20 protein-coding genes and 1 pseudogene are annotated in these 22495 nt (G+C 70.2%); 10 read left to right on the forward strand and 11 right to left on the reverse strand.

Annotated elements, in window-relative coordinates:
* The 4 genes and pseudogenes from G4G93_RS20100 to G4G93_RS20115 form a co-directional block, all read right to left on the reverse strand.
* Nucleotides 1-489: pseudogene (locus tag G4G93_RS20100) on the reverse strand (transposase); the annotation flags it as partial.
* Nucleotides 490-636: 147 nt separating this feature from the next.
* On the reverse strand, nucleotides 637-3825 hold the full coding sequence (locus tag G4G93_RS20105; RefSeq protein WP_165086628.1) for an efflux RND transporter permease subunit: 3189 nt from the start codon (nucleotides 3823-3825) through the stop codon (nucleotides 637-639).
* A 108-nt stretch (nucleotides 3826-3933) separates the two neighbouring features.
* The gene (locus G4G93_RS20110) at nucleotides 3934-5067 is read right to left on the reverse strand and encodes an efflux RND transporter periplasmic adaptor subunit (protein ID WP_165086629.1); all 1134 of its coding nucleotides are present in this window, start codon (nucleotides 5065-5067) and stop codon (nucleotides 3934-3936) included.
* Between the two features lie 224 nt (nucleotides 5068-5291).
* Nucleotides 5292-5612, reverse strand: a complete 321-nt coding sequence (locus tag G4G93_RS20115; protein WP_165086631.1) for a rhodanese-like domain-containing protein — start codon at nucleotides 5610-5612, stop codon at nucleotides 5292-5294.
* A 245-nt stretch (nucleotides 5613-5857) separates the two neighbouring features.
* On the opposite strand from G4G93_RS20115, the gene G4G93_RS20120 reads away from it, so the two are divergent.
* Both G4G93_RS20120 and puuE read left to right on the forward strand, forming a co-directional pair.
* Nucleotides 5858-7138, forward strand: a complete 1281-nt coding sequence (locus tag G4G93_RS20120; protein ID WP_165086633.1) for a glycosyltransferase family 1 protein — start codon at nucleotides 5858-5860, stop codon at nucleotides 7136-7138.
* Between the two features lie 186 nt (nucleotides 7139-7324).
* A complete protein-coding gene (gene puuE, locus G4G93_RS20125; RefSeq protein WP_165086634.1) occupies nucleotides 7325-8767 on the forward strand; it encodes an allantoinase PuuE in 1443 nt (480 codons plus the stop codon).
* Nucleotides 8768-8918: 151 nt separating this feature from the next.
* Here puuE and G4G93_RS20130 read toward each other — a convergent pair whose 3' ends face one another.
* On the reverse strand, nucleotides 8919-9896 hold the full coding sequence (locus G4G93_RS20130) for a glutathione S-transferase family protein (protein WP_165086636.1): 978 nt from the start codon (nucleotides 9894-9896) through the stop codon (nucleotides 8919-8921).
* A 64-nt stretch (nucleotides 9897-9960) separates the two neighbouring features.
* Nucleotides 9961-10902, reverse strand: coding sequence for an alginate O-acetyltransferase AlgX-related protein (locus tag G4G93_RS20135; protein WP_165086637.1), 942 nt, complete (start codon nucleotides 10900-10902; stop codon nucleotides 9961-9963).
* A gap of 85 nt (nucleotides 10903-10987) precedes the next feature.
* On the opposite strand from G4G93_RS20135, the gene G4G93_RS20140 reads away from it, so the two are divergent.
* The 5 genes from G4G93_RS20140 to G4G93_RS20160 all read left to right on the forward strand — a co-directional run bounded on the left by G4G93_RS20140 (nucleotide 10988) and on the right by G4G93_RS20160 (nucleotide 14701).
* Nucleotides 10988-11500 (forward strand): 2'-5' RNA ligase family protein, encoded by a 513-nt coding sequence (locus G4G93_RS20140; protein WP_165086639.1) that lies wholly within the window; start codon nucleotides 10988-10990, stop codon nucleotides 11498-11500.
* Nucleotides 11500-12240 (forward strand): phosphatase PAP2 family protein, encoded by a 741-nt coding sequence (locus G4G93_RS20145; RefSeq protein ID WP_165086641.1) that lies wholly within the window; start codon nucleotides 11500-11502, stop codon nucleotides 12238-12240. Before G4G93_RS20140 ends, G4G93_RS20145 begins: the two co-directional genes overlap by 1 nt.
* 213 nt (nucleotides 12241-12453) lie before the next feature.
* Entirely contained in the window at nucleotides 12454-13227 is a 774-nt protein-coding gene (locus G4G93_RS20150; protein ID WP_165086643.1) for an enoyl-CoA hydratase, read from the forward strand.
* On the forward strand, nucleotides 13227-14183 hold the full coding sequence (locus tag G4G93_RS20155) for a threo-3-hydroxy-L-aspartate ammonia-lyase (RefSeq protein WP_165086645.1): 957 nt from the start codon (nucleotides 13227-13229) through the stop codon (nucleotides 14181-14183). The genes G4G93_RS20150 and G4G93_RS20155 overlap by 1 nt, the downstream gene beginning before the upstream one ends.
* The gene (locus tag G4G93_RS20160; protein WP_165086646.1) at nucleotides 14180-14701 is read left to right on the forward strand and encodes a prolyl-tRNA synthetase associated domain-containing protein; all 522 of its coding nucleotides are present in this window, start codon (nucleotides 14180-14182) and stop codon (nucleotides 14699-14701) included. Before G4G93_RS20155 ends, G4G93_RS20160 begins: the two co-directional genes overlap by 4 nt.
* Before the next feature lie 8 nt (nucleotides 14702-14709).
* On the opposite strand, the gene meaB is transcribed toward G4G93_RS20160, so the two are convergent.
* Nucleotides 14710-15687: a methylmalonyl Co-A mutase-associated GTPase MeaB gene (gene meaB, locus G4G93_RS20165; RefSeq protein ID WP_165086647.1), complete on the reverse strand. Its 978-nt coding sequence runs from the start codon at nucleotides 15685-15687 to the stop codon at nucleotides 14710-14712.
* 204 nt (nucleotides 15688-15891) lie between these two features.
* Here meaB and G4G93_RS20170 point away from each other — a divergent pair, with 204 nt between their 5' ends.
* Nucleotides 15892-16911 (forward strand): alpha/beta hydrolase, encoded by a 1020-nt coding sequence (locus G4G93_RS20170; RefSeq protein ID WP_165086649.1) that lies wholly within the window; start codon nucleotides 15892-15894, stop codon nucleotides 16909-16911.
* A gap of 146 nt (nucleotides 16912-17057) precedes the next feature.
* Here G4G93_RS20170 and G4G93_RS20175 read toward each other — a convergent pair whose 3' ends face one another.
* From G4G93_RS20175 to G4G93_RS20185, 3 genes are all read right to left on the reverse strand, one after another.
* Nucleotides 17058-17675: a heme-binding protein gene (locus G4G93_RS20175; RefSeq protein WP_165086651.1), complete on the reverse strand. Its 618-nt coding sequence runs from the start codon at nucleotides 17673-17675 to the stop codon at nucleotides 17058-17060.
* 17 nt (nucleotides 17676-17692) lie between these two features.
* Nucleotides 17693-18343, reverse strand: a complete 651-nt coding sequence (locus tag G4G93_RS20180) for an NAD(P)-dependent oxidoreductase (protein WP_165086652.1) — start codon at nucleotides 18341-18343, stop codon at nucleotides 17693-17695.
* A gap of 304 nt (nucleotides 18344-18647) precedes the next feature.
* Entirely contained in the window at nucleotides 18648-19364 is a 717-nt protein-coding gene (locus G4G93_RS20185; RefSeq protein WP_165086654.1) for a PhoH family protein, read from the reverse strand.
* A gap of 130 nt (nucleotides 19365-19494) precedes the next feature.
* Here G4G93_RS20185 and G4G93_RS20190 point away from each other — a divergent pair, with 130 nt between their 5' ends.
* On the forward strand, nucleotides 19495-19713 hold the full coding sequence (locus G4G93_RS20190; RefSeq protein WP_165086655.1) for a hypothetical protein: 219 nt from the start codon (nucleotides 19495-19497) through the stop codon (nucleotides 19711-19713).
* 43 nt (nucleotides 19714-19756) lie between these two features.
* Here G4G93_RS20190 and G4G93_RS20195 read toward each other — a convergent pair whose 3' ends face one another.
* Complete coding sequence (locus tag G4G93_RS20195) at nucleotides 19757-22105, reverse strand: ATP-dependent helicase (protein WP_165086656.1); 2349 nt, start codon at nucleotides 22103-22105, stop codon at nucleotides 19757-19759.
* Between the two features lie 133 nt (nucleotides 22106-22238).
* Here G4G93_RS20195 and G4G93_RS20200 point away from each other — a divergent pair, with 133 nt between their 5' ends.
* Nucleotides 22239-22490, forward strand: a complete 252-nt coding sequence (locus tag G4G93_RS20200; RefSeq protein WP_165086658.1) for a hypothetical protein — start codon at nucleotides 22239-22241, stop codon at nucleotides 22488-22490.
* Nucleotides 22491-22495 lie beyond the last annotated feature (5 nt).

Here is a 22495-nt window from a genome sequence, read left to right on the forward strand (position 1 = left end):
CCTGGATCCGCTGCACGTCGTCGAAGAGTTGCCGATTGGACGCCGAACGAGCGCTCTCGGGACGTGCTCGCCATCCGGAGTACCCGCTGGAGGACACTCCGAGCACGCGGCACATGAGACGCACCGGCCAGGTGGTCGCATGCTGCTCGATGAAGGCGAACGTCATCTGGGCATCTGCGTGACGATGCCGGTCGCTTTTTTTAGCACGTCGCGCTCCATGCGCGTCCGGTCGAGCTCACGGCGCAGCCGGGCGATCTCCGCTGCCTGATCGGACGGCGAGGCAACGAGGCTCGTAGGAGCGGGACCCGGCAAGCCCGCGGGTCGCTTTGGCGGCAAGCCCTCCATCAGCACGGTTCGCCACTGGCGCAGCATGGAGGGCTGGATCCCGAGTTCCGCGGCGATCTGCAACTGCGACCGGCCGCTGCTCTCGAGCAGGGCGACCGCCTCGCGTTTGAACTCGGGGGTGAACTCGCGTCGTGTCTTTGCCATCAAACACCTTTCCCGCCCGTAACGAGCGTATCAGAGGTGTCCGCGAAACCGAGGGAGGATAGCGCCCATGCTGGGCGCACAACGGACAGCGCCCCCGGACGGCTTCGTCGGGGGCGCTGGATTGCCGGTGTCACGGCGCGGTCGTCGTCACCGCGCCGGCTCGGGCTCGCCGTGGTGGTCGTCGACCCCGCGCCAGCGGTTGATCCGGATCAGGACATTGCGGATCACCACGTAGAAGACCGGGGTCAGGAACAGGCCGAACACCGTGGCGCCGAGCATGCCGAACAGCACCGCGGTGCCGAGCGCCTGGCGCATCTCGGCGCCGGGGCCGGTGGCGAAGGCGAGCGGCACCACGCCGAGGATGAACGCGAAGGCGGTCATCAGGATCGGCCGCAGGCGAAGCCGGCAGGCCTCGACCGCCGCCGCGACCGGTCCGCGGCGCTCGCTCTCCTCGATCTGGTGGGCGAACTCGACGATCAGGATCGCGTTCTTGGCCGCGAGGCCGATGAGCACGATGAGGCCGATCTGGGTCAGGATGTTGTTGTCCTGGGCCCGGAACTGCACGCCGGCCAAGGCCGCGAGCACGCCGGTCGGCACCACCAGGAGAATCGAGAGCGGCAGCGCCCAGGATTCGTACTGGGCGGCGAGCACCAGGAAGACCAGGAGCACGCCGAGCGCGAAGACGTAGATCGCGGTGTTGCCGACCGCCTTCTCCTGGAACGCGATGTCGGTCCACTCGAAGCTCATGCCGTCGGGCAGGGTCTGGCGGGCGAGCTTCTCCATCGCGTCGAGGGACTGGCCCGAGGAGATGCCCGGCTTCGCGTCGCCCTGCACCGGGATCGAGTAGTACAGGTTGTAGCGCTGGACGATCTGGGGCCCCGAGATGTCGCGGATGCTGGCGAGCGTGCCCATCGGCACCAGGGCGCCGGTGGAGGAGCGAACTTTAAGACGCTCGATGTCCGATTTCTCCATCCGGTACTTGGCGTCGGCCTGGGCGCGGACCTGGTAGACGCGGCCGAAGGTGTTGAAGTCGTTGACGTAGGCGCCGCCGAGATTGACCTGGAGCGTCGAGAACACGTTGGCGAGCGGCACGTTCAGCATCCGCGCCACCGTGCGGTCGATGTCGAGGTAGATCTGCGGCGTGTCGTTGCCGAAGGTGGTGAAGACGCGGGTGAGCGCCGGGTCGCGGTTGGCCGCTCCGATGAGATCGCCCGAGACCTGAAGCAGGCGGGCGAGGTCCGAGCCCTCGCGGCTCTGCACCTGCATCTTGAAGCCGCCGGCATTGCCGAGGCCCCGCACCGGCGGCGGCGGGATCGCGATGATCCGCGCCTCCTGCATCGGCGCGGTCTTGGCCAGCACGGCCTGCAGGATCTTGCCCGCCGTGAGGCCCTTCTCCAGGCGCTCCTTGAACGGCTTCAACGGCAGGAACATCACCGCGCCGTTGGTGGTGTTGGTGAAGGTGGCGCCGTCGAAGCCGGCGATGACGACCGTGTTGCCGACGCCGTCGATGTCGAGGGAGCGGCGCGAGACCTCCTGGACGACCGCGGTGGTGCGCTCCAGCGACGAGCCCGGCGGCAGCTGCACCACCACCAGCAGGTAGCCCTGGTCCTGGAGCGGGATGAAGCCGGTTGGCGTGGTGCGCACGAGGTGCAGCACGCCGTAGATGACGCCGGCATAGAGCAGCAGCATCGCCAGCAGCGGCACCAGCCGTCCGGTGAGGAAGCGCACCGTCGCCGCATAGGCGTTCGCCGTCGCGTCGAAGCCGCGGTTGAAGGTGTTGGCCGCCCAGGACCCGAACCGGGCCACGAAGAAGCGCGGCCGGTGGTGCTCGGAATGGGGCTTCAGCAGCAGCTTGCAGAGCGCCGGCGACAGCGTCAGCGAGTTGAACATCGAGATGATGGTCGAGGCCGCGATGGTGAGCGCGAACTGCCGGTAGAACTGGCCCGAGATGCCCGGGATGAAGGCGGTCGGGATGAACACCGCCGACAGCACGAGGGCGATGGCGACGACCGCGCCGCCGACCTCGTCCATGGTCTTGTGGGCCGCCTCGCCGGGCGACAGCCCCTCGGCCATGTTGCGCTCGACGTTCTCCACCACGACGATCGCGTCGTCGACCACGATGCCGATGGCGAGCACGAGGCCGAACAGCGTCAGGTTGTTGAGCGAGAACCCGAGCAGCGCCATCACCGCGAAGGTGCCGATGAGCGACACCGGAATCGCGATGATCGGGATGAGCGCGGTGCGCCAGCTCTGGAGGAAGACCAGGATCACCACCACGACGAGGACCACCGCCTCGCCGAGGGTCTTGTAGACCTCGTGCACCGATTCGGCGATGAACTCGGTCGGGTTGTAGGCGATCTTGAATTCGAGGCCGGGCGGGAAGTCCTTGGACAGGGTCTTCATCAGCGCCTGGACCTGCTCGGCCGCCTCCAGCGCGTTGGTGCCGGGGCGCTGGAACACGCCGATGCCGATCGCCGGCTGGCCGTTGAGGAACGACTTCGTTGTGTAGTCCTTCTGGCCGAGCTCCACCCGGGCGATGTCGGAGACCCGTACCAGACGCCCGTCCGAGGCCTTGACGATGACCTTGCGGAACTCGCTCGGATCCTGGAACCGGCCTTGCGTCTGGACCGTGAGCTGGAATGCCTGGCTCGCGGGAGCCGGCGGCGCGCCGAGCGCACCGGACGCCACCTGGACGTTCTGCTCCTGCAGCGCGTTGATCACGTCGGTGGTCGAGAGCTGGTAGGAGGCGAGCTTGTTCGGGTCGAGCCACAGCCGCAGCGCGTATTCCGAGCCGCCGAACACCGTGATGTCGCCGACGCCGTTGAGGCGCAGGAGCGGATCGCGCAGGCGCAGGTAGATGTAGTTGGCGAGATAGTTCTGGTCGAAGGTGCCGTCGGGCGACAGCACGTGCACGACCATCATCAGGTCCGGCGAGGACTTGCGGACCGTGACGCCGAGGTTGCGCACGTCGCCGGGCAGGCGCGGCTGGGCGACCGAGAGCCGGTTCTGGACCAGCACGTTGGCGATGTCGAGGTTGGTGCCGAGCGCGAAGGTGACGGTCAGCTGCATGTTGCCGTCGTTGGTCGACAGCGACGACATGTACAGCATGTTGTCGACGCCGTTGATCTCCTGCTCGATCGGCGTCGCGATCGTGGCCGCCACGGTCTCGGCATTGGCGCCCGGATAGGAGGCGCGCACCACCACGGTCGGGGGCACGATCTCGGGATATTGCGAGACGGGCAACGAGATGTACGAGACGTAGCCGATGATCAGGATGACGATCGAAGTCACCGAGGCGAAGATCGGCCGGTCGACGAAGAAATGGGCAAAACGCATCGGTGGGCCTCTCGCGCCCTTCGGATTCTCGGGCGTGGCGCCCCCGCGCAGGCGGGGGCCGTGGCGTCCTGACGGGACGCGCCGCCCGTCAGCGGGCGGCGCGGTCGCTCACTCGCGGACCGGCGGCAATTCCTTGACCTCGGGCGTGACCTTGGCGCCCGGGCGCACCCGGGTGAGGCCGACGATCACGATGGTCTCGTCGCCCTTGAGCCCGTCGCGCACCACCCGGTAGCCGTCGATCTTGGGGCCGGGGCGGATGTTGCGCGGCTGCACGACGTTGTCGGGCCCGAGCACGTAGACGAGGCGCTTGTCCTGGTTCGCCGCGATCGCATCGTCGGGGATCAGGATGCCGCGATAGGGCTTCGAGGCCGGCATGCTGACGATGCCGAACAGGCCCGGCTTGATGAAGCGGTCCGGGTTCTCGACGGTGGCGCGCAGGAGCACCGTGCCGGTCGCCTCGTCGACCCGGTTGTCGACGAAGTTGAGCGTGCCCTTGCGGGTCGGCTTCGCCTCGCCCGTCAGCGCCACCAGGATCGGCACGGTGTGCTCGTTCTGGGTCGCCCCCATGCCGATCTTGAGCGTGCCCTGGTAGGCCAGGAACGAGCGCTCGTCGACGGTGAACGAGAAGTAGATCGGGTCCAGCGAGACGATGGTGGTCAGCATCGTCTGGTCGGTGATGACGATGTTGCCCTCGGTCACGTTGCGCTGCGAGATCCGGCCGTCGATCGGCGAGCGCACCTCGGTGAAGTCGTAGTTGAGCTGGGCCTGGCGCAGGGCCGCGGTGGCGCTGTCGACGTCGGCCTGGGCGGTCAGCGAGTTCTGCCGGCGCTGGTCGGTGACCTGCTCGGAGATGTTGCCCGACCGGCTCAGCGTCTGGGCGCGCTCGAGGTCGGTCTGGGTGAAGTTCAGGCGCGCCTGGGCCGAGGCCAGGGCCGCGGTCGCCTGGTCGAGGGCCGCCTTGTAGGGGCGCCGGTCGATGGTGAAGAGCAATTCGCCCTTCTTCACCACGGCGCCGTCCTGGAAGTGGATCTTCTGAAGATAGCCGGTGACGCGGGCGCGCACCTCGACATACTCGATCGCGTTGAAGCGACCGGTAAAGTCGTCGTGCTCCACCACCTCCTTGACCACGGGCTTGGCGACCGTGACCGTGGGGGGCGGACCGCCGGGAGCCTGGGCCCGCGCCGGGATACCGGCCATCAGCAGAAGCGCCGGGATCACCGCCGCCAGCCTCAGCCTGCGCATACTCACTCTCCCGTTCATCTCGTGCATGCGGCCCGTCGGACGCGCGTTGAGAGATGCGCCGGGGAGCATCCGCGTCGAGGGGCTGGCCCGTGTGGGGAGCCGCGCCGCCCTCGGCACGGCCCGCCCGGGGCCGGGAATGTCGAACCGCCCTCACGGGCGGGATGTCGTGGAGCCGGCGAACGAACCGATGGCTGCCGGCCATGGATCAGCGAAGCGCGGATCGTCTATTCGATGGTCTCGCCGGCATTGGCCCAGTCCTTGAAGCCGCCGGCATAATGCTCGGAGAGCGGGATCCCCTGGCTCTGGAGATACTGCAATGCCCGCGCCGAGCGCACGCCGGCGGCGCAGGACAGGACCGGGCGGCGTCCGTCGCCGGCGATCAGCGCCTGCAGCCGCTCGACGTCGAAGCTCGACAGGGGAAACGAGACCGAGCCCGGGATATGGCCGGAATCGAACTCGTTGGGCTCGCGCACGTCGATCAACAGCACCGAGCCGTCCGCCAGCCCGCTCTTCACCGCATCCCGATCCAGATCGACGATCGCCATAGTCTCACCCAAATGCCGGCCCCGCGCCGACCCGCGATCATAAGCGGCGCGTCCGACACTTGTCACCGCGACGCGACGGAGCGGTGACGATTGCGATAAATCATCAGTGCTCAGCGTTGCAAGAGCGACGATCCCGATGTCGGGGCGGGTCTTGTGCGCTGCCGCACAGGGCGAAGCCGGATTCGGCTTCCCGGTCTCCGCCGTATACGACAGCGGCCGAGTGCCGTCACAGCGTCGAGACCGTCATGCTCCGTTCCCCCGTCGCCCTCGATCTCACCCGCCTCGTCACCCGCCTGCGGCATGCGAGCCCGACCGGGATCGACCGGGTCGACCTGGCCTATGCAAGGCATCTGCTGGGGCAGGACGGCGAGCGGTTCGGCGTGGTCTCGACGCCGCTCGGCCCGAAGGTGCTCGACCGCGGGCAGATGGCCGGACTGGTGGAGGCGGCGGTCTCGGCCTGGACCGAGGAGGTCGCGGCGGGGGACGATCCGGTCTATCGCGGCGTGGCCGGGACGCTCGGCCTGTCGGCCCCGGCGGCGAGCGCGCGGCCGATGGCGCCGGCCGGATCGCGCCGACGCCGGAAGCGCGAGCTCGAGGCCTGGATCGCAGCGTCGCGCGCGCCCGGGCCGGAGCGGCTCCCGCGGGGCACGCTCTACCTCCACACCTCGCATCTGCGCCTCGACCGGCCGGCGCGGTTCGACTGGCTCTACGACCGGACCGACGTGAAGCCGGTCTTCTTCGTCCACGACCTGATCCCGATCGAGTATCCCGAATACGGCCGCTCCGGCGAGGCGGAGCGGCACCGGGTGCGAATGGAGACCGTGGCCCGCCACGCCCGTGCCGTGGTGGTCAACTCGGCCGATGTCGGGGAACGCTTCTCGGGCTTCCTCGCCCGGCTCGGGCGCCGGCCGCCGCCGGTCACCGTCGGGCCGCTCGGGATCGAGGACATTTTCAGGGGTGCTTCATCGGCGCCGACGCCCCGTCCGTTCTTCCTGGTCTGCGGCACGATCGAGCCGCGCAAGAACCTGATCGCGCTGCTCACGGCCTGGCGCGAGCTGAGCTTCCGGCACCGGGAGGCGACGCCGCGCCTCGTCGTCGTCGGTCGGCGCGGCTGGGAGAGCGAGAACGTGGTCGATCTCCTGGAGCGCTGCCCGGCGGTGCGCGACCACGTCACCGAGGTCTCGGGCCTCTCGACCGCCGGACTGGTGCGGCTGATGGGGCAGGCCACCGCGCTCCTGATGCCCTCCTTCGCCGAGGGCTACGGCCTGCCGGTGCTGGAGGCGGCCGCCGCCGGACTGCCGGTCGTCGCCTCCGACATCCCGGTCCACCGCGAGATTGCCGGGCACTTCGCGGAGTTCCTGCACCCGCTCGACGGTCTGGGCTGGATGCGGGCGGTCGAGGAACTGGCGGTACCGGGCTCGGGGCGACGGGCCGCGATGGCGGGACGCCTCGCCGGGTACCGGGCACCGAGTTGGGAGGACCACTTTGCCCGGGTCGATCCGGCGCTTGCGGCCGTCGCAGGGTAAGGCCCGGACCCGTTTTGCACCCGGGCTGCCGCACGGCTAAGGTTGCGGCACGATTTTTCCCTGGCCGTCTTGCTCCTCCGGATGCCGGATCGGGCGCGGGTCTCCCCTCTCCCACGCGGGAGGGGGGATTCCGCGCTTCATCTCGCACCGAACGGAGCGGCTTCGGCCTCCATCGGATTGCGTGCCATGACCGACACCCCCTACCCCCGCGACCTCGTCGGCTACGGTCGCACCCCGCCGCAGGCGCAATGGCCGAACGGCGCCCGCATCGCGGTGCAGTTCGTCATCAACTACGAGGAGGGCGGCGAGAACTGCCTCCTGCACGGCGACCGGGCCTCGGAGGCGTTCCTGTCCGAGATCGTCGGCGCGCAGGCCTGGCCGGGCCAGCGCCACATGAGCATGGAATCGATCTACGAGTACGGCTCGCGGGTCGGGTTCTGGCGGCTGCACCGGTTGTTCGCCGAGCGCGACCTGCCGGTGACGGTCTACGGCGTCGCGACGGCTCTCCAGCGCAACCCGGACGCCGTGGCGGCGATGCGCGAATCCGGCTGGGAGATCGCCTGCCACGGCCTCAAATGGATCGATTATCGCGATTTCTCCTACGAGGAGGAGAAGGCGCACATGAACGAGGCGATCCGGATCCACACCGAGGTGACCGGCGAGCGTCCGCTGGGCTGGTACACGGGCCGCACCTCGGAGAATACCCTCAAGCTGGTGATGGAAGAGGGCGGCTTCCTCTACTCGGCGGATTCCTACGCCGACGACCTGCCCTACTGGGTCGAGGGCCCCCGCGCGCCGCAGCTCGTCGTGCCCTACACCCTCGATTCGAACGACATGCGGTTCGCCACGCCGCAAGGCTTCAATGCCGGCGACCAGTTCTTCGCCTACCTGCGGGATTCCTTCGACGTGCTCTATGCCGAGGGCGCCGAGACGCCCCGGATGCTGTCGATCGGCCTGCATTGCCGCCTCGTCGGGCGCCCCGGCCGGATCGCGGCGCTCGCCCGCTTCCTCGACCACGTGGCGGCGCATGACGACGTGTGGGTGACCCGGCGCATCGACATCGCCCGCCACTGGGCCAGGACCCACGCGCCCGCCGGCCTGACCCCGAGCCGGATGGGCCGGGCCCTGTTCGTCGAGAGCTTCGGCGACGTGTTCGAGCATTCGCCCTGGGTGGCGGAGGGGGCGCACGGGGCCGGGTTGTCGCCGATGCAGGACAATGCCGACGGGCTCCACGCCGCCATGATCGAGGCGATGCGGGCGGCCGAGCCGGAGCGGCAGCTCGCCCTCATCCGCGCGCATCCCGACCTCGCCGGGCGCGTGGCGGCGGCCGACCTCGCCCCGGACTCCCGCGCCGAGCAGGCCTCGGCCGGGCTCGATGCCCTCGATGCCGAGGGACGTGCCCGCTTCCTCGACCTCAACGAGCGCTACCGAGCCCGCCACGGCTTCCCGTTCGTGATGGCGGTGCGGGGGAAAAGCCCGGACGAGATCCTGTCCCAGCTCAGCCAGCGCCTGGACAACTCGCCGGAGGATGAGCGGGCCCGGGCGCTCGGTGAGATCGAGACCATCGCGCTGCTACGCCTGCGGCAGAGGTTGCCGTCGCTGCCGGATGTCTTCTCCGCGAAGGCGTGAGAGCCTGACGGAGCGCAAGGCTCCGCAGGCGATTCGCGGCGGGCAGGGTGCATCCCACCCTCTCACCTCGTCATGAGGCGAGAGGGTGGGATGCACCGATTTTCTCCCGCTCTTCCCCGGACGCATCCGCTCGAACGGTCTCCGAAGCGAATCAGGCCCCGAACCGCTCCGCCCGCCCATGCGGCGCGTCGTAGTCCAGCACCGGGCCGAGCGGGACGATGCCCGTCGGGTTGATGGTCGGGTGGCTCTCGTAATAGTGCCGCTTGATATGGGTGAGGTTCACCGTTTCGGCGATGCCAGGGGTCTGGTAGAGGTCGCGCAGGTAGGGCGCGAGGTTCGGGTAGTCGGCGATCCGGCGCAGGTTGCACTTGAAGTGCCCGACATAGACCGGATCGAACCGCACCAGCGTGGTGAACAGCCGGATATCGGCCTCGGTCAGCCGGTCTCCCATCAGGTAGCGCGAGCGGTCGAGGCGGGCATCGAGGGCGTCGAGCTCCTCGAAGAGCGCCGTCACCGCCTCCGCGTAGGCGTCCTGGCTGGTGGCGAAACCGGCCTTGTAGACGCCGTTGTTGACCCGGTCGTAGACCCTGGCGTTCACGGCCTCGATCTCGGGGCGCAGATCCTCGGGGCAGAGGTCGGGGCCTGTGCCGCCGAAGGCGGCGTTGAGCATCCGGACGATCTCGGCCGACTCATTCGACACGATGGTGTCGCGCGCCTTGTCCCACAGCACCGGCACGGTGACCCGGCCGGTATAGTGCGGGTCGGCCTTTCGATAGACCTCGTAGAGCCGGGTCGCGCCGTTCACGGTGTCGGGGCTCGCCCCCGGGCTGTCGCCGAACACCCAGCCCTCGTGGCCCATATGCGGGTCGACCACCGACACCGAGACCGCGTCCTCCAGCCCCTTGAGGGCGCGCACGATCAGGGTGCGGTGGGCCCACGGGCAGGCGAGCGAGACGTAGAGGTGATAGCGCCCGGGTTCGGCCGGAAACCCGCCCTCCCCGCTCGGTCCGGCAGTGCCGTCCCGCGTCACCCAGTTGCGGAAGGCCGCGTCCTTGCGCACGAAGCGCCCGCCGGTCTCCTTCGTGTCGTACCATCTGTCGTGCCAGACGCCGTCGACCAGAAGTCCCATCGCACTCTCCTCAACTCCCAGGCCTGAAGGTGGGGCGGTCCTTGAGCACCGCAACGGCCGCCGCTCAGATCCCGGCGGCCCGGTCCGGTAGCGGGAGAGGCCGCGCGCCCTCGGCCTCGACGTCGAACCGGTCGTTCGGCACCCGGGCGAGGAAGCGCTCCGCCACCTCGACCAGCAGCAGGTGCGGCCGCACCCGCTCGACATAGGCCCAGTCGAGATTCGACGACCAGACGAAGTGCAGCTCGCGAAAGCTCTCGGCGAGCAGTCCGGTCAGGAAGATCGGATGGAAATGCGAGCAGGAATCGCCGAACAGCATCAGGGTCCGCGGGTCCGCGGCCGGGCTCTCGTTGCGGAACACCACGTGGGCGCCGACATGCAGGTCGGCGGCCGTGCCGCGCGCCTCGTGGCCGAGGACCAGCGGGTTGGCGAAGACCCGCACGGCGTCGCGCTGCACCTCGTGGACCCGCATCGTCTCGCGCCGGGGCGGATCGAGCTTGGCGCCGAGGTCGCGCACGCCGTCATGGTCGTGGAACGGCCGCGATCCGAGGTCGCCCGGCGGCACGGCGCCCAACGCCCGCATGATCTCGCCATAGGCGAGGCGGCAGCCCTCCTGGCTCCAATGGGTGTCGGTGCGCAGGTAGAGCGGCGGCTCGGCGTCCCGCGCCGCCCGCAACGGGCCGACGAGGTCGATCCAGGCCCGGGCCGCCGGGGAGAGCGCGAGGCGCACGCCGAGGCGCCGGGCCGGCGAGAGCGCCGGATCGAGGTCGAGCCCGTCGAGGCGGTCGTCGTAGATGCTCAGCTTCTCCGGCACCACGACGTGGAAGGCGCGCAGTCCCAGGGCCGCGGCGCGGACGGTGCGCGCCTCGATCAGCCGGCGCCAGCGCCACAGCCGCCAGGCGACAGGCAGGCTCGCGCGGTATTGCTGCCGCACCCGGTTGGTGCCGCCGGTCAGGAAGAGCCATCCGTCCCGGCCGAGATGGACCATGTCGTCGGTGCTGTCGCGCATCCGCGCCGTGTAGCGGGAAGTCCGCGAGCTGAACAGCGGAGCCGGCCCTGGCCTTTGCGGCGGCCCGCGCCATTTCGCCCGGAGAATGTCGCAAAGCCCCCTGATCCTGACCCTGGAACTCGACGAGGCCGCCTTCGCGGAGTTCGACGGCCTGCGCCGCCGCCACTTCCCGCCTGCCCTCAACAAGATTCCGGCCCACGTCACGCTGTTCCATCACCTGCCCGGCGAGGAGGAGCGCGGCATCGTCGAGACGCTGGCCGCGGAGGTGCGGGCGGAAGGCCCGATCCCGGTCGAGGTCGCGTCCTTACGCTTCATCGGCCGCGGCGTCGCCTACGCGCTCGAAGCGCCCCGCCTCTCGGCCCTGCGCGGGCGCCTCGCCACCGCCTTCGCGCAGTGGCTGACGCCGCAGGACCGTCAGGGCTACCGGCCGCACGTTACGGTGCAGAACAAGGTCGCGCCGGAAGAGGCGCGGGCCCTCCACCGCGAGCTGGAAGCCGCCTTCGTGCCGCGCGAGGTCGTCGGCACCGGGCTCCTGCTCTGGCGCTATCTCGGAGGGCCGTGGGAGGCCCGCGGCCGTTTCCCGTTCGGGGGCGCCTGATGGTCGCGATTCCGTTCCGGCGCCACGCCACGGCGGTGTGGCTGCGCCTGCGCCTCAACGAGATCGGGCCGCTCGCCTCGCTGCTCGCCGTCAGCCTGTTCGGCTTCGGCTTCTTCAAGCTCGCCGACGAGGTCCGCGAGGGCGGCTCGTTCGGCTTCGACGACCGGCTGCTGCTGGCGTTGCGCGTGCCCGGCGACCTCGCCCAGCCGATCGGCCCGTCATGGCTGCCCGAGACGATGCGGGACATCACCGCCTTCGGCAGCGTGTTCGGCATCGTCTACGTGACGGCCTGCGTGGTGCTCTACCTCGCCATCACCGCGCGCCGGCGCGCCGCTCTGTTCGTCGTGATTGCGATCGGCGGCGGCGAGTTGCTGTCGACGGGCCTGAAGCTGTTCTTCCACCGCCCGCGGCCGGAACTGGTGCCGCACGGCATGGAGACCTTCACGGCGAGCTTTCCGAGCGGCCATGCCATGCTGTCGGCGATCGCCTACCTGACGCTCGCGATCCTGCTCGCCCGGGTCGAGCGCTCGCGCAAGGTCAAGGCCTTCGTGATGGGGCTCGGCGTCGTCACCACGCTGCTGGTCGGGATCAGCCGGATCTATCTCGGCGTGCACTGGCCGAGCGACGTGCTCGCCGGCTGGTGCATCGGCGCCGCCTGGGCGTCGCTGTGCTGGTTCGTCGCCCTGCAGCTGCAGCGACAGGAAGTGGTCGAGGCGCCGGACCCGCCGCCGCCGGCGTGAATACCGGGACGCCTCGCCGGCATCCTCGACGGGATTGCCGTCAACCGCGTCGTTCCGGGGCCGCGCAGCGAAGCCCCGAACGACGCGGGAGAGGTGCCGAACGGACGCGACCACCCGGCGTGCGTCACAGGTCGACCAGGCTTCCGATCGACCCGCTTGCGCGCCGCCGCGCCCTCCCCTAGCCAAACGGGGGAGACGAGCGGGAGGAACGCCGTGGACTACGAGAACATCCGGGTCGAGACGCGCGGGCGCGTGGCGCTCGTCACCCTGCACCGCCCAGCGGCGCTGAACGCCCTGTGCAATGCGCTGATCGCCGAGCTGAACCACGCCCTCGACGGCTACGAGCGCGACGACGGCATCGGCTGCGTCGTCATCACCGGCTCGGAGAAGGCGTTCGCCGCCGGCGCCGACATCCGCGAGATGCAGGACCGCACCCATCCCGAATTCTACATGGCCGACCCGTTCGGCGAGTGGGACAAGGTCGGCCGGCGCCGCAAGCCGATCATCGCCGCGGTGGCGGGCTACGCGCTGGGCGGCGGCTGCGAGCTGGCGCTGATGTGCGACTTCATCCTGGCCGCCGACAATGCGAAGTTCGGCCAGCCCGAGATCAAGCTCGGGGTGATTCCCGGCGCCGGCGGCACCCAGCGCCTGACCCGCGCGGTCGGCAAGGCCAAGGCGATGGAGCTGTGCCTCACCGGCCGGATGATGGATGCGGCCGAGGCCGAGCGCTCCGGCCTCGTCGCCCGAGTGGTGCCGGCGGCTGATCTCCTCGACGAGGCGATGAAGGCCGCGGAGACGATCGCGTCGATGTCGCTGCCCGCCGTGATGGTGGCCAAGGAGAGCATCGACCGCGCCTTCGAGACCACCCTGACCGAGGGCATCCGCTACGAGCGCCGGGTGTTCTACGGCCTCTTCGCCACCCACGACCAGAAGGAAGGCATGAAGGCCTTCGTCGAGAAGCGTAAGCCCAACTTCGAGAACCGCTGATGAGCCTCACTTACGCCGACGTCGAGGCCGCCGCCGGCCGGATCGACGGCATCGCCCACCGCACGCCCGTGCTCACCTCCCGCACCGCCGATGCGCGGACGGGCGCCACCCTGTTCTTCAAGGCCGAGCCGCTGCAGCGCGCTGGCGCCTTCAAGTTCCGGGGCGCCTGCAACGCCATCGCGGCGCTCTCGCCCGAGCAGCGGAGCCGCGGGGTGCTGGCCTTCTCCTCCGGCAACCACGCCCAGGCGATCGCCTATGCGGGCGCGCTGCAAGGCGTGCCGACCGTGATCGTGATGCCGCACGACGCTCCCGCCATCAAGGTCGCGGCGACCCGCGGCTACGGCGCCGAGATCGTCACCTACGACCGCTACGAGGAGGACCGCGAGGCGGTGAGCCAGCGGCTCGCCGAGGCGCGCGGCCTGTCGGTGATCCCGCCTTACGACCACCCGGACGTGATCGCCGGCCAGGGCACGGCGGTGAAGGAGCTGATCGAGGAGGTCGGCCCTCTCGACGTCCTCCTCGTCTGCCTCGGCGGCGGCGGTTTGCTCGCCGGCTCCTGCCTCTCGGCGAAAGCCCTGTCGCCGGGAGTCGAGATCTGGGGCGTCGAGCCGGAGGCGGGCAATGACGGCCAGCAATCGCTCGCCAAGGGCGAGGTGGTGCGCATTCCCGTCCCGGTCTCGATCGCCGACGGCGCGCTGACCACGCATCTGGGCCGGCACACCTTCCCGATCATCCGGCGCGATGCCGCCGGCATCGTCACCGCCACCGACGCGCAGCTCGTCGCGGCGATGCGGTTCTTCGTCGAGCGGATGAAGCTCGTGGTCGAGCCGACCGGCTGCCTCGGCGCGGCCGCCGCCTTCGAGGGCGCGGTGCCGGTGAAGGGAAAGCGCGTCGGCGTGATCCTGTCGGGCGGCAACGTCGATCCGGCGGCTTTGGCCCGCCACCTCGCCGCATGAATCCGGCGACTCCCGAGGAGCTGTTCGCCTTCCTCGACGGCCTCGGGATCGCCCACGCCACCGTGGCGCACGTGCCCGTGCACACGGTGGCGGAATCGCGCGACCTCAAGGCCGGGATGCCGGGCGGCCACTCGAAGAACCTCTTTCTCAAGGACAAGAGCGGCCGGCTGTTCCTGGTGGTCGCCGAGGCCGAGGCCCGGATCGACCTCAAGCGCCTGCACGGGCCGCTCGGGGCCCGAGGCCGGCTGTCTTTCGGCTCGCCCGAGCTTCTTTTCGAGCGCCTCGGCGTGCGCCCCGGCTCGGTGACGCCGTTCGGGCTCCTCAACGACCGCGACGGCACCGTCGGCGTGGTCCTCGATGCCGGGCTGATGGCGCAGGACCCGGTCAATTTCCACCCGCTCCACAACGGGGCGACCACCGCGGTGGCGCCGGGCGACCTGATCCGCTTCCTGGAGGCGACGGGACACCCGCCGCGGGTGATGGTGCTGCCTGAGCCGGTGGGGGACGCAGAAGCGTAGCCGGGCGATCAGAGCCCGATCAGCTCGGCGATCAGGTCCGCTCCCGCGGCCGGCGAGCGCTCGCCGGCCGCGACCCGCCGCTCGGCCTCCGCGGTCGTCCTGCGTACCTCGGCGCTGCCGGTGAGGCGCTGGTGCAGGCGCTCGTGGACCAGGGCCCACATCCACTTCACGTCCTGCTCGCGGCGTTTGGCGGCAATCTCGCCGGTCGCCGTGAGCTTACGGCGGTGGTCGAGGATCGCCTCCCACAGGGCGTCGAGCCCCTGGCAGGCCAGCCCCGAGATGGTGGTGACCGGCGGCGACCAGGTGGCGCTCGCCGGGGTCAGGATGTGGAGCGCGGCCCGGTACTCGGCCGCCGCGGCCAGGGCGCGGCGCATCCCCTCCTCGCCGTCGGCCTTGTTGACCGCGATCATGTCGGCGAGTTCGAGGATGCCCTTCTTGATGCCCTGCAGCTCGTCGCCGGCGCCGGGCAGCATCAGCACCAGGAAGAAATCGGTGAGGTCGGCGACCGCGGTCTCGGACTGGCCGACGCCCACCGTCTCGACCAGCACCACGTCGAACCCCGCGGCCTCGCAGAGCAGCATCGTCTCGCGGGTCTTGGCCGCGACGCCGCCCAGCGTGCCCGAGGAGGGCGAGGGCCGGATGAAGGCGTTCGGATCGATGGCGAGCCGCGCCATCCGAGTCTTGTCGCCGAGGATCGAGCCGCCGGTGCGCGACGAGCTCGGATCGACCGCCAGCACCGCGACCTTGTGGCCCCGTCCCGTGAGGCTCGCCCCGAGGGCGTCGATGGTGGTGGATTTCCCCACCCCCGGCACGCCGGTGATGCCGACCCGCACCGCCTTTCCGGCGTGCGGCAGGGCCGCGTCGAGGAGGGCGCGGGCGGCGGCACGGTGATCGGCCCGCTTCGATTCGACCAGCGTGATGGCGCGGGCGAGGGCGGCGCGGTTGCCGGACAGGAGCTGGTCGAGATCGGGGGCCGGAACGGTCATGCCGTCTTTCTGCCGCCTCGCCGCCCGCCCGTCGAGGGCTTCGCCTGTGGACCAAGGACCGACACGCGTGACCTGCCGGCAACAGGCGCGGCTTTGCCCCGGTGCGTCGCCGCACGGCCACGATCATGCCGCATCCCCGGCCTGAAAGCGCGGGCATATGCCGGCCGACCGGACCCTGGACGGCCGGAACCTGAGTGGGACGACATGACGCTGACCGCCGCGCCGACACGCCGGGGCTTTGCCCGCCTCGGCCTCTCCGCCCTCGCGAGCCTGTCGCTCGGCGGCTGCCTCGGTGACGGGCTGTTGGGCGAGACGGCGCCGGAGAAGCAATCGGCCCTCGACGTCAGCCCGGTCCTGCTCGTCGCCACCACCCGCCGCCCCGCCGACCCCGCCGGACGTCCGCCCTACTTCACCGACCAGCGCGGCCGCGGGCTCTCCTTCGCCGCCGTGCGGCTCGCCCCGCCGGATCGCTCGCTGATCGGCAAGGTCTCGTCGGTGGTCACCGGGGACTGGCGCATCGCCGGGGCGCCCCAGGTGGTGAGCGGCCCCGAGGCCGCCACCGCCTTCGCGGAAGCGGTGTTGGGCCGCGACGTGCTGCTCTACGTCCACGGCTATCGCGAATCGTTCGAGACCGCGGCGGTGAGCGCGGCGCAGCTCTCCGACGGCATCCGGTTCCGCGGCGTGTCGGGGCTGTTCACCTGGCCGTCCGCGGGAAAAACCTTCGATTACGGCTACGACCGCGAGAGCGCCCTGTGGTCGCGCGACGCCTTCGAGGACCTGCTGCGGGCGCTCGCCGCCGCGCAGGGCGGCCGGATCCACATCGTCGCCCATTCCATGGGCACGCTGCTCACGCTGGAGACGCTGCGGATGCTGCGCGCCGATGCCGGCGAGGCGGCCCTCGACAGGATCGGCGCCATCGTGCTCGCCGCCCCCGACATCGACATCGACCTGTTCACCAACGGCATCGAGCGCTTGGGCACCGCGGCCCAGAAGATCACCGTGATCTCCTCGACCAACGACCGGGCGCTCGAACTGTCGAGCACCATCGCGGGGGGCGTCATCCGCGCCGGCGCCGCCGACCGCAGCCGCCTGGAGGCACTCGGCGTGCGCGTCGCCGACGCCTCGGATTACGGCAGCGGCATCATCAACCACGACCTGTTCCTGTCGAACGTCGAGGTGCAGCAGGTGATCAAGCGGGCGTTGGCGAGGGCGGATGGTCGGTGAGGGGCCGGGCCGATCGCGATTCAAGTCGATCGAGATGGTCTACCGGCTCGACAAGTCTGGCTGCGGTTCGTTCCACCCTCCGCGTCGTCCCGGGGCTCGCCGAAGGCGAGAACCCGGGATGACCAAGAGAGTGTCAGCGACGGTCTCTACTTTCCGGCCTCCGACGCCGCCAGCCTCGCCGCCACCTCGTTCCGCCGCAAGGCCGGAATCGCGAAGGGCGGGTCGTAGCCCATGAAGAACGGCGGGGCCGCCGTCGCCCGGCCCGCCGCCCGCAGCACCTCGGTCAGGATGCGCTCCTGGTCTGCCCGAGCCTCCGGCGTGATGCGGCCCGAGAAGCGCAGGGCGGCAATCCGCTCCTCCGGCACTCGCACCAGGCGCACCCCGGCCTCGGTCGGCTCCGGCGCGCCGGCTGCCGCGACGTCGTGCGGCAGGAAGAACCGCATCGTGCCGCCGGTGCCCTGCTCGACCGGCACCGTCATGGCGATGCGCTGCCCGCCGGCCTCCACCGGCGCGGTCATCGCGATGCGGTCGCCGGCCCGGTTGGCCCCCGTGATGTAGCGGAACAAGCGTCCGAACGCCTCGCCGTCGCCCTGGCCCCGCGCATCGGTCTCGATGGCGACGCGGGGTTCGTAGGCGCGGATCTCGACGCCGCGGTCGAGCCGTTCGACCACCGCGTAGCGCGGCTGGTCGTAGAAGGCACGCACGCCGAACACCCCGAGGACGGATTCGAGCAGGGTGACGGCGTAGTAGAGGATCCTGTCCATGGCGTCGGATCGCCGGATCAGAGCGGGAGCGGATGGCTGATGAGGACGACCGCTCGCCCAATGTGGTCGCGGCTCTCGATGTCGCCGACGATGAACTGCGCCACGTCGGCCCGGGCGATCAGCCCGTTCGTCCAGGACGAGGGCTGGTCGAGCACCCGGTAGCGTCCGGTCGCCGGCCCGCCGGTGAGGACGCCGGGGCGCACGAAGGTCCAGTCCAGGGCGGAGCGGCGGATCCGCATCTCCTGCGCGTCCTTGTCGTCGTAGGCGCGGCCGAAGACGAGGCGGAACGGCAGGCGCTGGAACGGGCCGATCGCCGCGCGGCTGTCGCCGGTGCCGAAGCCGGTGACGGCCATCAGCCGGCGCACCCCTGCCGTCTCCATCTCCGGGACGAGCACGTTGGTGGCGTCCGAGAACAGCCGCACCGGCCCGAACAGGTCGCGGAACGGTACGCCGAGGGCCTGCACCACGGCGTCGATCCCCTCCAGGGCGCCGGCCACGTCGGGCGCCGACAGGGCGTCGCCGGGAAAGCGCTCGAGGTTCGGGTCGGAGAGTTGAATCTTGCCGGCCGAGCGGGCGAAAGCCCGCACCCGGTGCCCGGCGGCCAGCGCCGCCTTGACCGTCTCCAGGCCGATGCCCTGGCTGGCGCCGATGACGAGGAGATGGGCCATGGTGCGTCCTGGGTGTGCGTGAGGCGACAGACCCTAGGAAACCTCGGGGGGCGGGATGGTTGCTCGCGCAGGCGTCGAATTTCCCAAGACGCAGCAAAACTCGAGACGCAGCAAATCCGATACGCTGCGAACCCCTGTCAGGGATATCCCATGTCATACACTCACGATCTCATCCTGAAGTGTTGCGAAACACCCCAGGACGAGGTCGTGGTTCGGACGAATGTCGGGGGTCCAATGGTCCGTCCATGTCAGGACGGCCGCACCAACTCACGGAGGCTTGCCCGGCCGGGCAAGCCTCGCGATTCTAGACCCGCGCCTCTTCGAAGGCCCGCACCCACTCGGCGCAGATCCCCGAGCGCACGATATCGTCCAGCCCGAACTCGACGATCGGAATCGGCATCATCCGGCTCTTGACCAAGTGGATGACGGTGCGCAGCCCCGAGGTCTCGCGCAGGTCGGTCTGGGAGACGTCGCCGTTGATGATGACCTGGGTGTCGTCGCCGATCCGGGTCAGGAACATCTTGATCTCGGCGGGGGTGGTGTTCTGGGCCTCGTCGAGGATCACCAGACAGTTCTTGAAGGTGCGGCCGCGCATCACCTCGAACGGGACGACCTCGATGTCGCCGGCCTTCACGGCGATCTCGAAGGCGCCGTCGCCCATGCGCTCCTTCATGGTCTCGGTGAGGGGGGCGACCCAGGGGGCGATCTTCTCCTCGAGGCTGCCCGGAAAGTATCCGAGGGACCGGCCGGAGGGCACGTTTGGCCGGGTGATGACCACCTTGGCGACCCGGCGCTGGCGCAGCAGGTCGGCGGCACGGGTTCCGGCGATGTAGGTCTTGCCGGTACCGGCGGGGCCGAGAACGATGACTTGTGGGTGGGACCCGAGGGCGTCCAGATACTCGGCCTGACGGGCCGTCATCGGCTGGATCGGTGGCGGGTTGCGCTCCTCCTCGAATCGGGTGCGATGCACTCGGATCGGGCGGTCATCAACCAGTTCAAGTCGTGCGCGTCGTCTCTTCACGGATCAACACTCCCACTGGACTTGCGGTGCCGATTATCGTGTGCCCTCTCGTGTCCCTGAACTCCTGTGTTCTTGTGACGACTCAAAGCCTCACGGGCCGCAACGGTTCCGGTCGGGGTTGACGCAGGCGGTGGACAAGTCCGCCCGCTTCTCCCAACAAGGTAAGCAGCCGATGATGAACGAGCAATTGTCGCGCCGCACCATGCCCATGCGAAACCGGCCGGCGCGCAACGGCGTGCCGGAGCGTGACGAAAACCACACAGCGGTGGAGGGGACTGAGGCGGACGAGGGAGGGGACGGATCGGCGCGGGTCCCGGGGGCCCGCCGGCCGGAGGAGGTCGCCACCTGATCGCCGCTCCCGGTCTGGCGCGGGGACCCCGCGCGGGACGGCTTCAGCCAGAGCCCGGCTGGACGAAGCTGTCGAGGACCATTTTCCGGCCGGCCTTGTCGAAGTCAACGGTGAGCTTGTTGCCGTCGACGGCCGCCACCGAGCCCGGTCCGAATTTGGTGTGGAAGATGCGTGCGCCGGGCTCGAAGGCCGACGGCGTGCCGGTGGACTTGGCGACCAGCGTCCCCTCGATCTGCTGCGGCCCGCGCCGTCCGGGCGCGCTGCCGCGCCCTCCCCCGCCGAACCGGTCCTGGTTCGCGGTCTGGGCTTGTGCCCGCTGCCAGCCCGGCGTGGCATAGGACGAGCCGAAGGCCGGGGCCTGGCGGTCGAAGCGCGAGGGGCCTTGCGAAAAACTCGCCGGCGCGTCGATCACCGCGACGCTCTCCTCGGGCAATTCGTCGATGAAGCGGCTCGGCACGGTCGAGGACCACAGGCCGTGGATGCGGCGGTTGACCGCGAACGAGATCTTGGCCCGCTTGCGCGCCCGGGTCAGGCCGACATGGGCGAGGCGCCGCTCCTCCTCCAGGCCGGCGCGGCCGCTTTCGTCGAGGGCGCGCTGGTTGGGCATCAGGCCGTTCTCCCAGCCGGGGAGGAACACGGTGTCGAATTCCAGGCCCTTCGCCGCGTGCAGCGTCATCAGGCTCACCCGGTCGCCGCCCTCGGCCTCGTTGGCGTCCATGACCAGCGAGACGTGCTCGAGGAAGCCGGCGAGGTCCGGGAACTCCTCCATCGAGCGCACCAGCTCCTTGAGGTTCTCCAGGCGCCCGGCGGCGTCGGCGGTGCGCTCCTTCTGCCACATCTCGGTGTAGCCGGATTCCTCCAGGATCGTCTGCGCCACCTCCGTGTGCGGCTGGTCCTCCAGGAGCTTGGCCCAGCGGGAGAAGCTCTGGCACAGGGCGCGCAGCGTCGAGCGGGGCTTGGGCTTCAGCTCCTCGGTCTCGCTCATCATGCGCGCCGCCTGGAGCAGCGGCACCTTGGCGCGGCGGGCCAGCCCATGCAGGGCCTGGAGCGTCGCATCGCCCAAGCCGCGCTTCGGCGTGTTGAAGATCCGCTCGAAGGCGAGGTCGTCGGAGCCGTTGGCGACGATGCGCAGGTAGGCCAGCGCGTCGCGGATCTCCGCCCGCTCGTAGAAGCGCGGGCCGCCGACCACGCGATAGGGCAGGCCGAGCTGGACGAAGCGGTCCTCGATCTCGCGCATCTGGGCCGAGATGCGCACCAGCACGGCGATCTCCGAGAGCTTGTGGCTCTTGGCCTGCAGGCTCTCGATCTCCTCGCAGACGAGCCGGGCCTCCTCCTCCGAATCCCACGCGCCGGTGACCGTGACCTTCTCGCCCTGCGGGCTGTCGGTGCGCAGGGTCTTGCCCAGCCGCCCCTCGTTATGGGCGATCAGCACGGACGCCGCGGCAAGGATATGCCCGGTCGAGCGGTAGTTGTTCTCGAGCCGCACCACCAGGGCGCCGGGGAAGTCGTGCTCGAAGCGTAGGATGTTGTCGACCTCGGCACCGCGCCAGCCGTAGATCGACTGGTCGTCGTCGCCGACGCAGGCGACGTTGCGGTGGCCCTGCGCCAGCAGGCGCAGCCAGAGATACTGTGCGACGTTGGTGTCCTGGTACTCGTCGACCAGGATGTAGCGGAAGCGCTGCTGGTAGTTGGTCAGCACGTCCGGGTTCTCGCGCCACAGCCGCAGGCAGAGCAGCAGGAGGTCGCCGAAATCGACGGCGTTCAGCGCCCTCAGCCGCTCCTGGTAGGCGGCATAGAGCGCGCCGCCCTTGCCGAAGCCGAAGGCGCCGGCCTCGCCCGCCGGCACCTGCTCGGGTCCGAGGCCGCGGTTCTTCCAGCCGTCGATCGTGCCGGCGAGGCTGCGGGCCGGCCAGCGCTTCTCATCGAGGTCGGCCGCCGCGATCACCTGCTTCAGGAGGCGCAGCTGGTCGTCGGTGCCGAGGATGGTGAAGTCGGAGCGCAGGCCCACCAGCTCGGCGTGCCGGCGCAGGATCTTGGTGCCGATGGCGTGGAAGGTACCGAGCCACGGCATCCCCTCCCCAGCCGGGCCGATCAGGGCGCCGATCCGCTCCTTCATCTCCCGGGCGGCCTTGTTGGTGAAGGTCACCGCCAGGATGTCGAAGGGCCGGGCGCGGCCGGTGGCGATCAGGTGGGCGATGCGGGTGGTGAGCACCCGGGTCTTGCCGGTGCCGGCTCCGGCCAGCACCAGCACCGGCCCGTCCGTCGCCTCGACGGCGCGGCGCTGCTCGGGGTTGAGTCCGGCGAGATAGGACCCCTCCTGCGGCACGACCGCGGCGCGGGCGCGAGCGGAGATCGAGGTGGAGGCGGTCCCGGCGGGCAGTTCGCGAGTCATGCCCGCATCACTGGACCAAAACGCGAACGGCGTCGAGGGTGCTGGGCGCATCCGTCTTTCGTCGCAGGCCGGAACCTTGCAGGATCGCCGGCGTCGTTCCACACAGATGGATACTCGCCCGCGAAGGATTCCGATGCGCGCCCACACCCTCCTGATCCTGGCGCTCGCCGCCGCGCCGCTCCCGGCGCTGGCTCAGAACCAGGTGCCGGCCAACCGCTCGCAGCAGACCGTCGAGGGGATCAACCGCTCGATCGAGTCCGGCGCCGCGACGCGCGGCATTCAGCAGCAGAACCGGTTCGAGACCAACCAGCTCCAGGGACAGATCCAGCGCCAACAGGTCGCCCCGCCGCCGGCACCGGTTCCGATCATCGTCCCGCACCGCTGACGCGA

Source organism: Methylobacterium sp. DB0501 (assembly GCF_011043735.1).
Lineage (GTDB): Bacteria > Pseudomonadota > Alphaproteobacteria > Rhizobiales > Beijerinckiaceae > Methylobacterium > Methylobacterium alsaeris.

Bases quoted from the DNA above. Each gene is read 5' to 3' on its own strand.
- G4G93_RS20105 (WP_165086628.1), bottom strand. From the start codon at position 3,825: ATGCGTTTTGCCCATTTCTTCGTCGACCGGCCGATCTTCGCCTCGGTG.
- G4G93_RS20110 (WP_165086629.1), bottom strand. From the start codon at position 5,067: ATGCGCAGGCTGAGGCTGGCGGCGGTGATCCCGGCGCTTCTGCTGATG.
- G4G93_RS20115 (WP_165086631.1), bottom strand. From the start codon at position 5,612: ATGGCGATCGTCGATCTGGATCGGGATGCGGTGAAGAGCGGGCTGGCG.
- G4G93_RS20120 (WP_165086633.1), top strand. From the start codon at position 5,858: ATGCTCCGTTCCCCCGTCGCCCTCGATCTCACCCGCCTCGTCACCCGC.
- puuE (WP_165086634.1), top strand. From the start codon at position 7,325: ATGACCGACACCCCCTACCCCCGCGACCTCGTCGGCTACGGTCGCACC.
- G4G93_RS20130 (WP_165086636.1), bottom strand. From the start codon at position 9,896: ATGGGACTTCTGGTCGACGGCGTCTGGCACGACAGATGGTACGACACG.
- G4G93_RS20135 (WP_165086637.1), bottom strand. From the start codon at position 10,902: ATGCGCGACAGCACCGACGACATGGTCCATCTCGGCCGGGACGGATGG.
- G4G93_RS20140 (WP_165086639.1), top strand. From the start codon at position 10,988: ATGTCGCAAAGCCCCCTGATCCTGACCCTGGAACTCGACGAGGCCGCC.
- G4G93_RS20145 (WP_165086641.1), top strand. From the start codon at position 11,500: ATGGTCGCGATTCCGTTCCGGCGCCACGCCACGGCGGTGTGGCTGCGC.
- G4G93_RS20155 (WP_165086645.1), top strand. From the start codon at position 13,227: ATGAGCCTCACTTACGCCGACGTCGAGGCCGCCGCCGGCCGGATCGAC.
- G4G93_RS20160 (WP_165086646.1), top strand. From the start codon at position 14,180: ATGAATCCGGCGACTCCCGAGGAGCTGTTCGCCTTCCTCGACGGCCTC.
- meaB (WP_165086647.1), bottom strand. From the start codon at position 15,687: ATGACCGTTCCGGCCCCCGATCTCGACCAGCTCCTGTCCGGCAACCGC.
- G4G93_RS20170 (WP_165086649.1), top strand. From the start codon at position 15,892: ATGACGCTGACCGCCGCGCCGACACGCCGGGGCTTTGCCCGCCTCGGC.
- G4G93_RS20175 (WP_165086651.1), bottom strand. From the start codon at position 17,675: ATGGACAGGATCCTCTACTACGCCGTCACCCTGCTCGAATCCGTCCTC.
- G4G93_RS20180 (WP_165086652.1), bottom strand. From the start codon at position 18,343: ATGGCCCATCTCCTCGTCATCGGCGCCAGCCAGGGCATCGGCCTGGAG.
- G4G93_RS20195 (WP_165086656.1), bottom strand. From the start codon at position 22,105: ATGACTCGCGAACTGCCCGCCGGGACCGCCTCCACCTCGATCTCCGCT.
- G4G93_RS20200 (WP_165086658.1), top strand. From the start codon at position 22,239: ATGCGCGCCCACACCCTCCTGATCCTGGCGCTCGCCGCCGCGCCGCTC.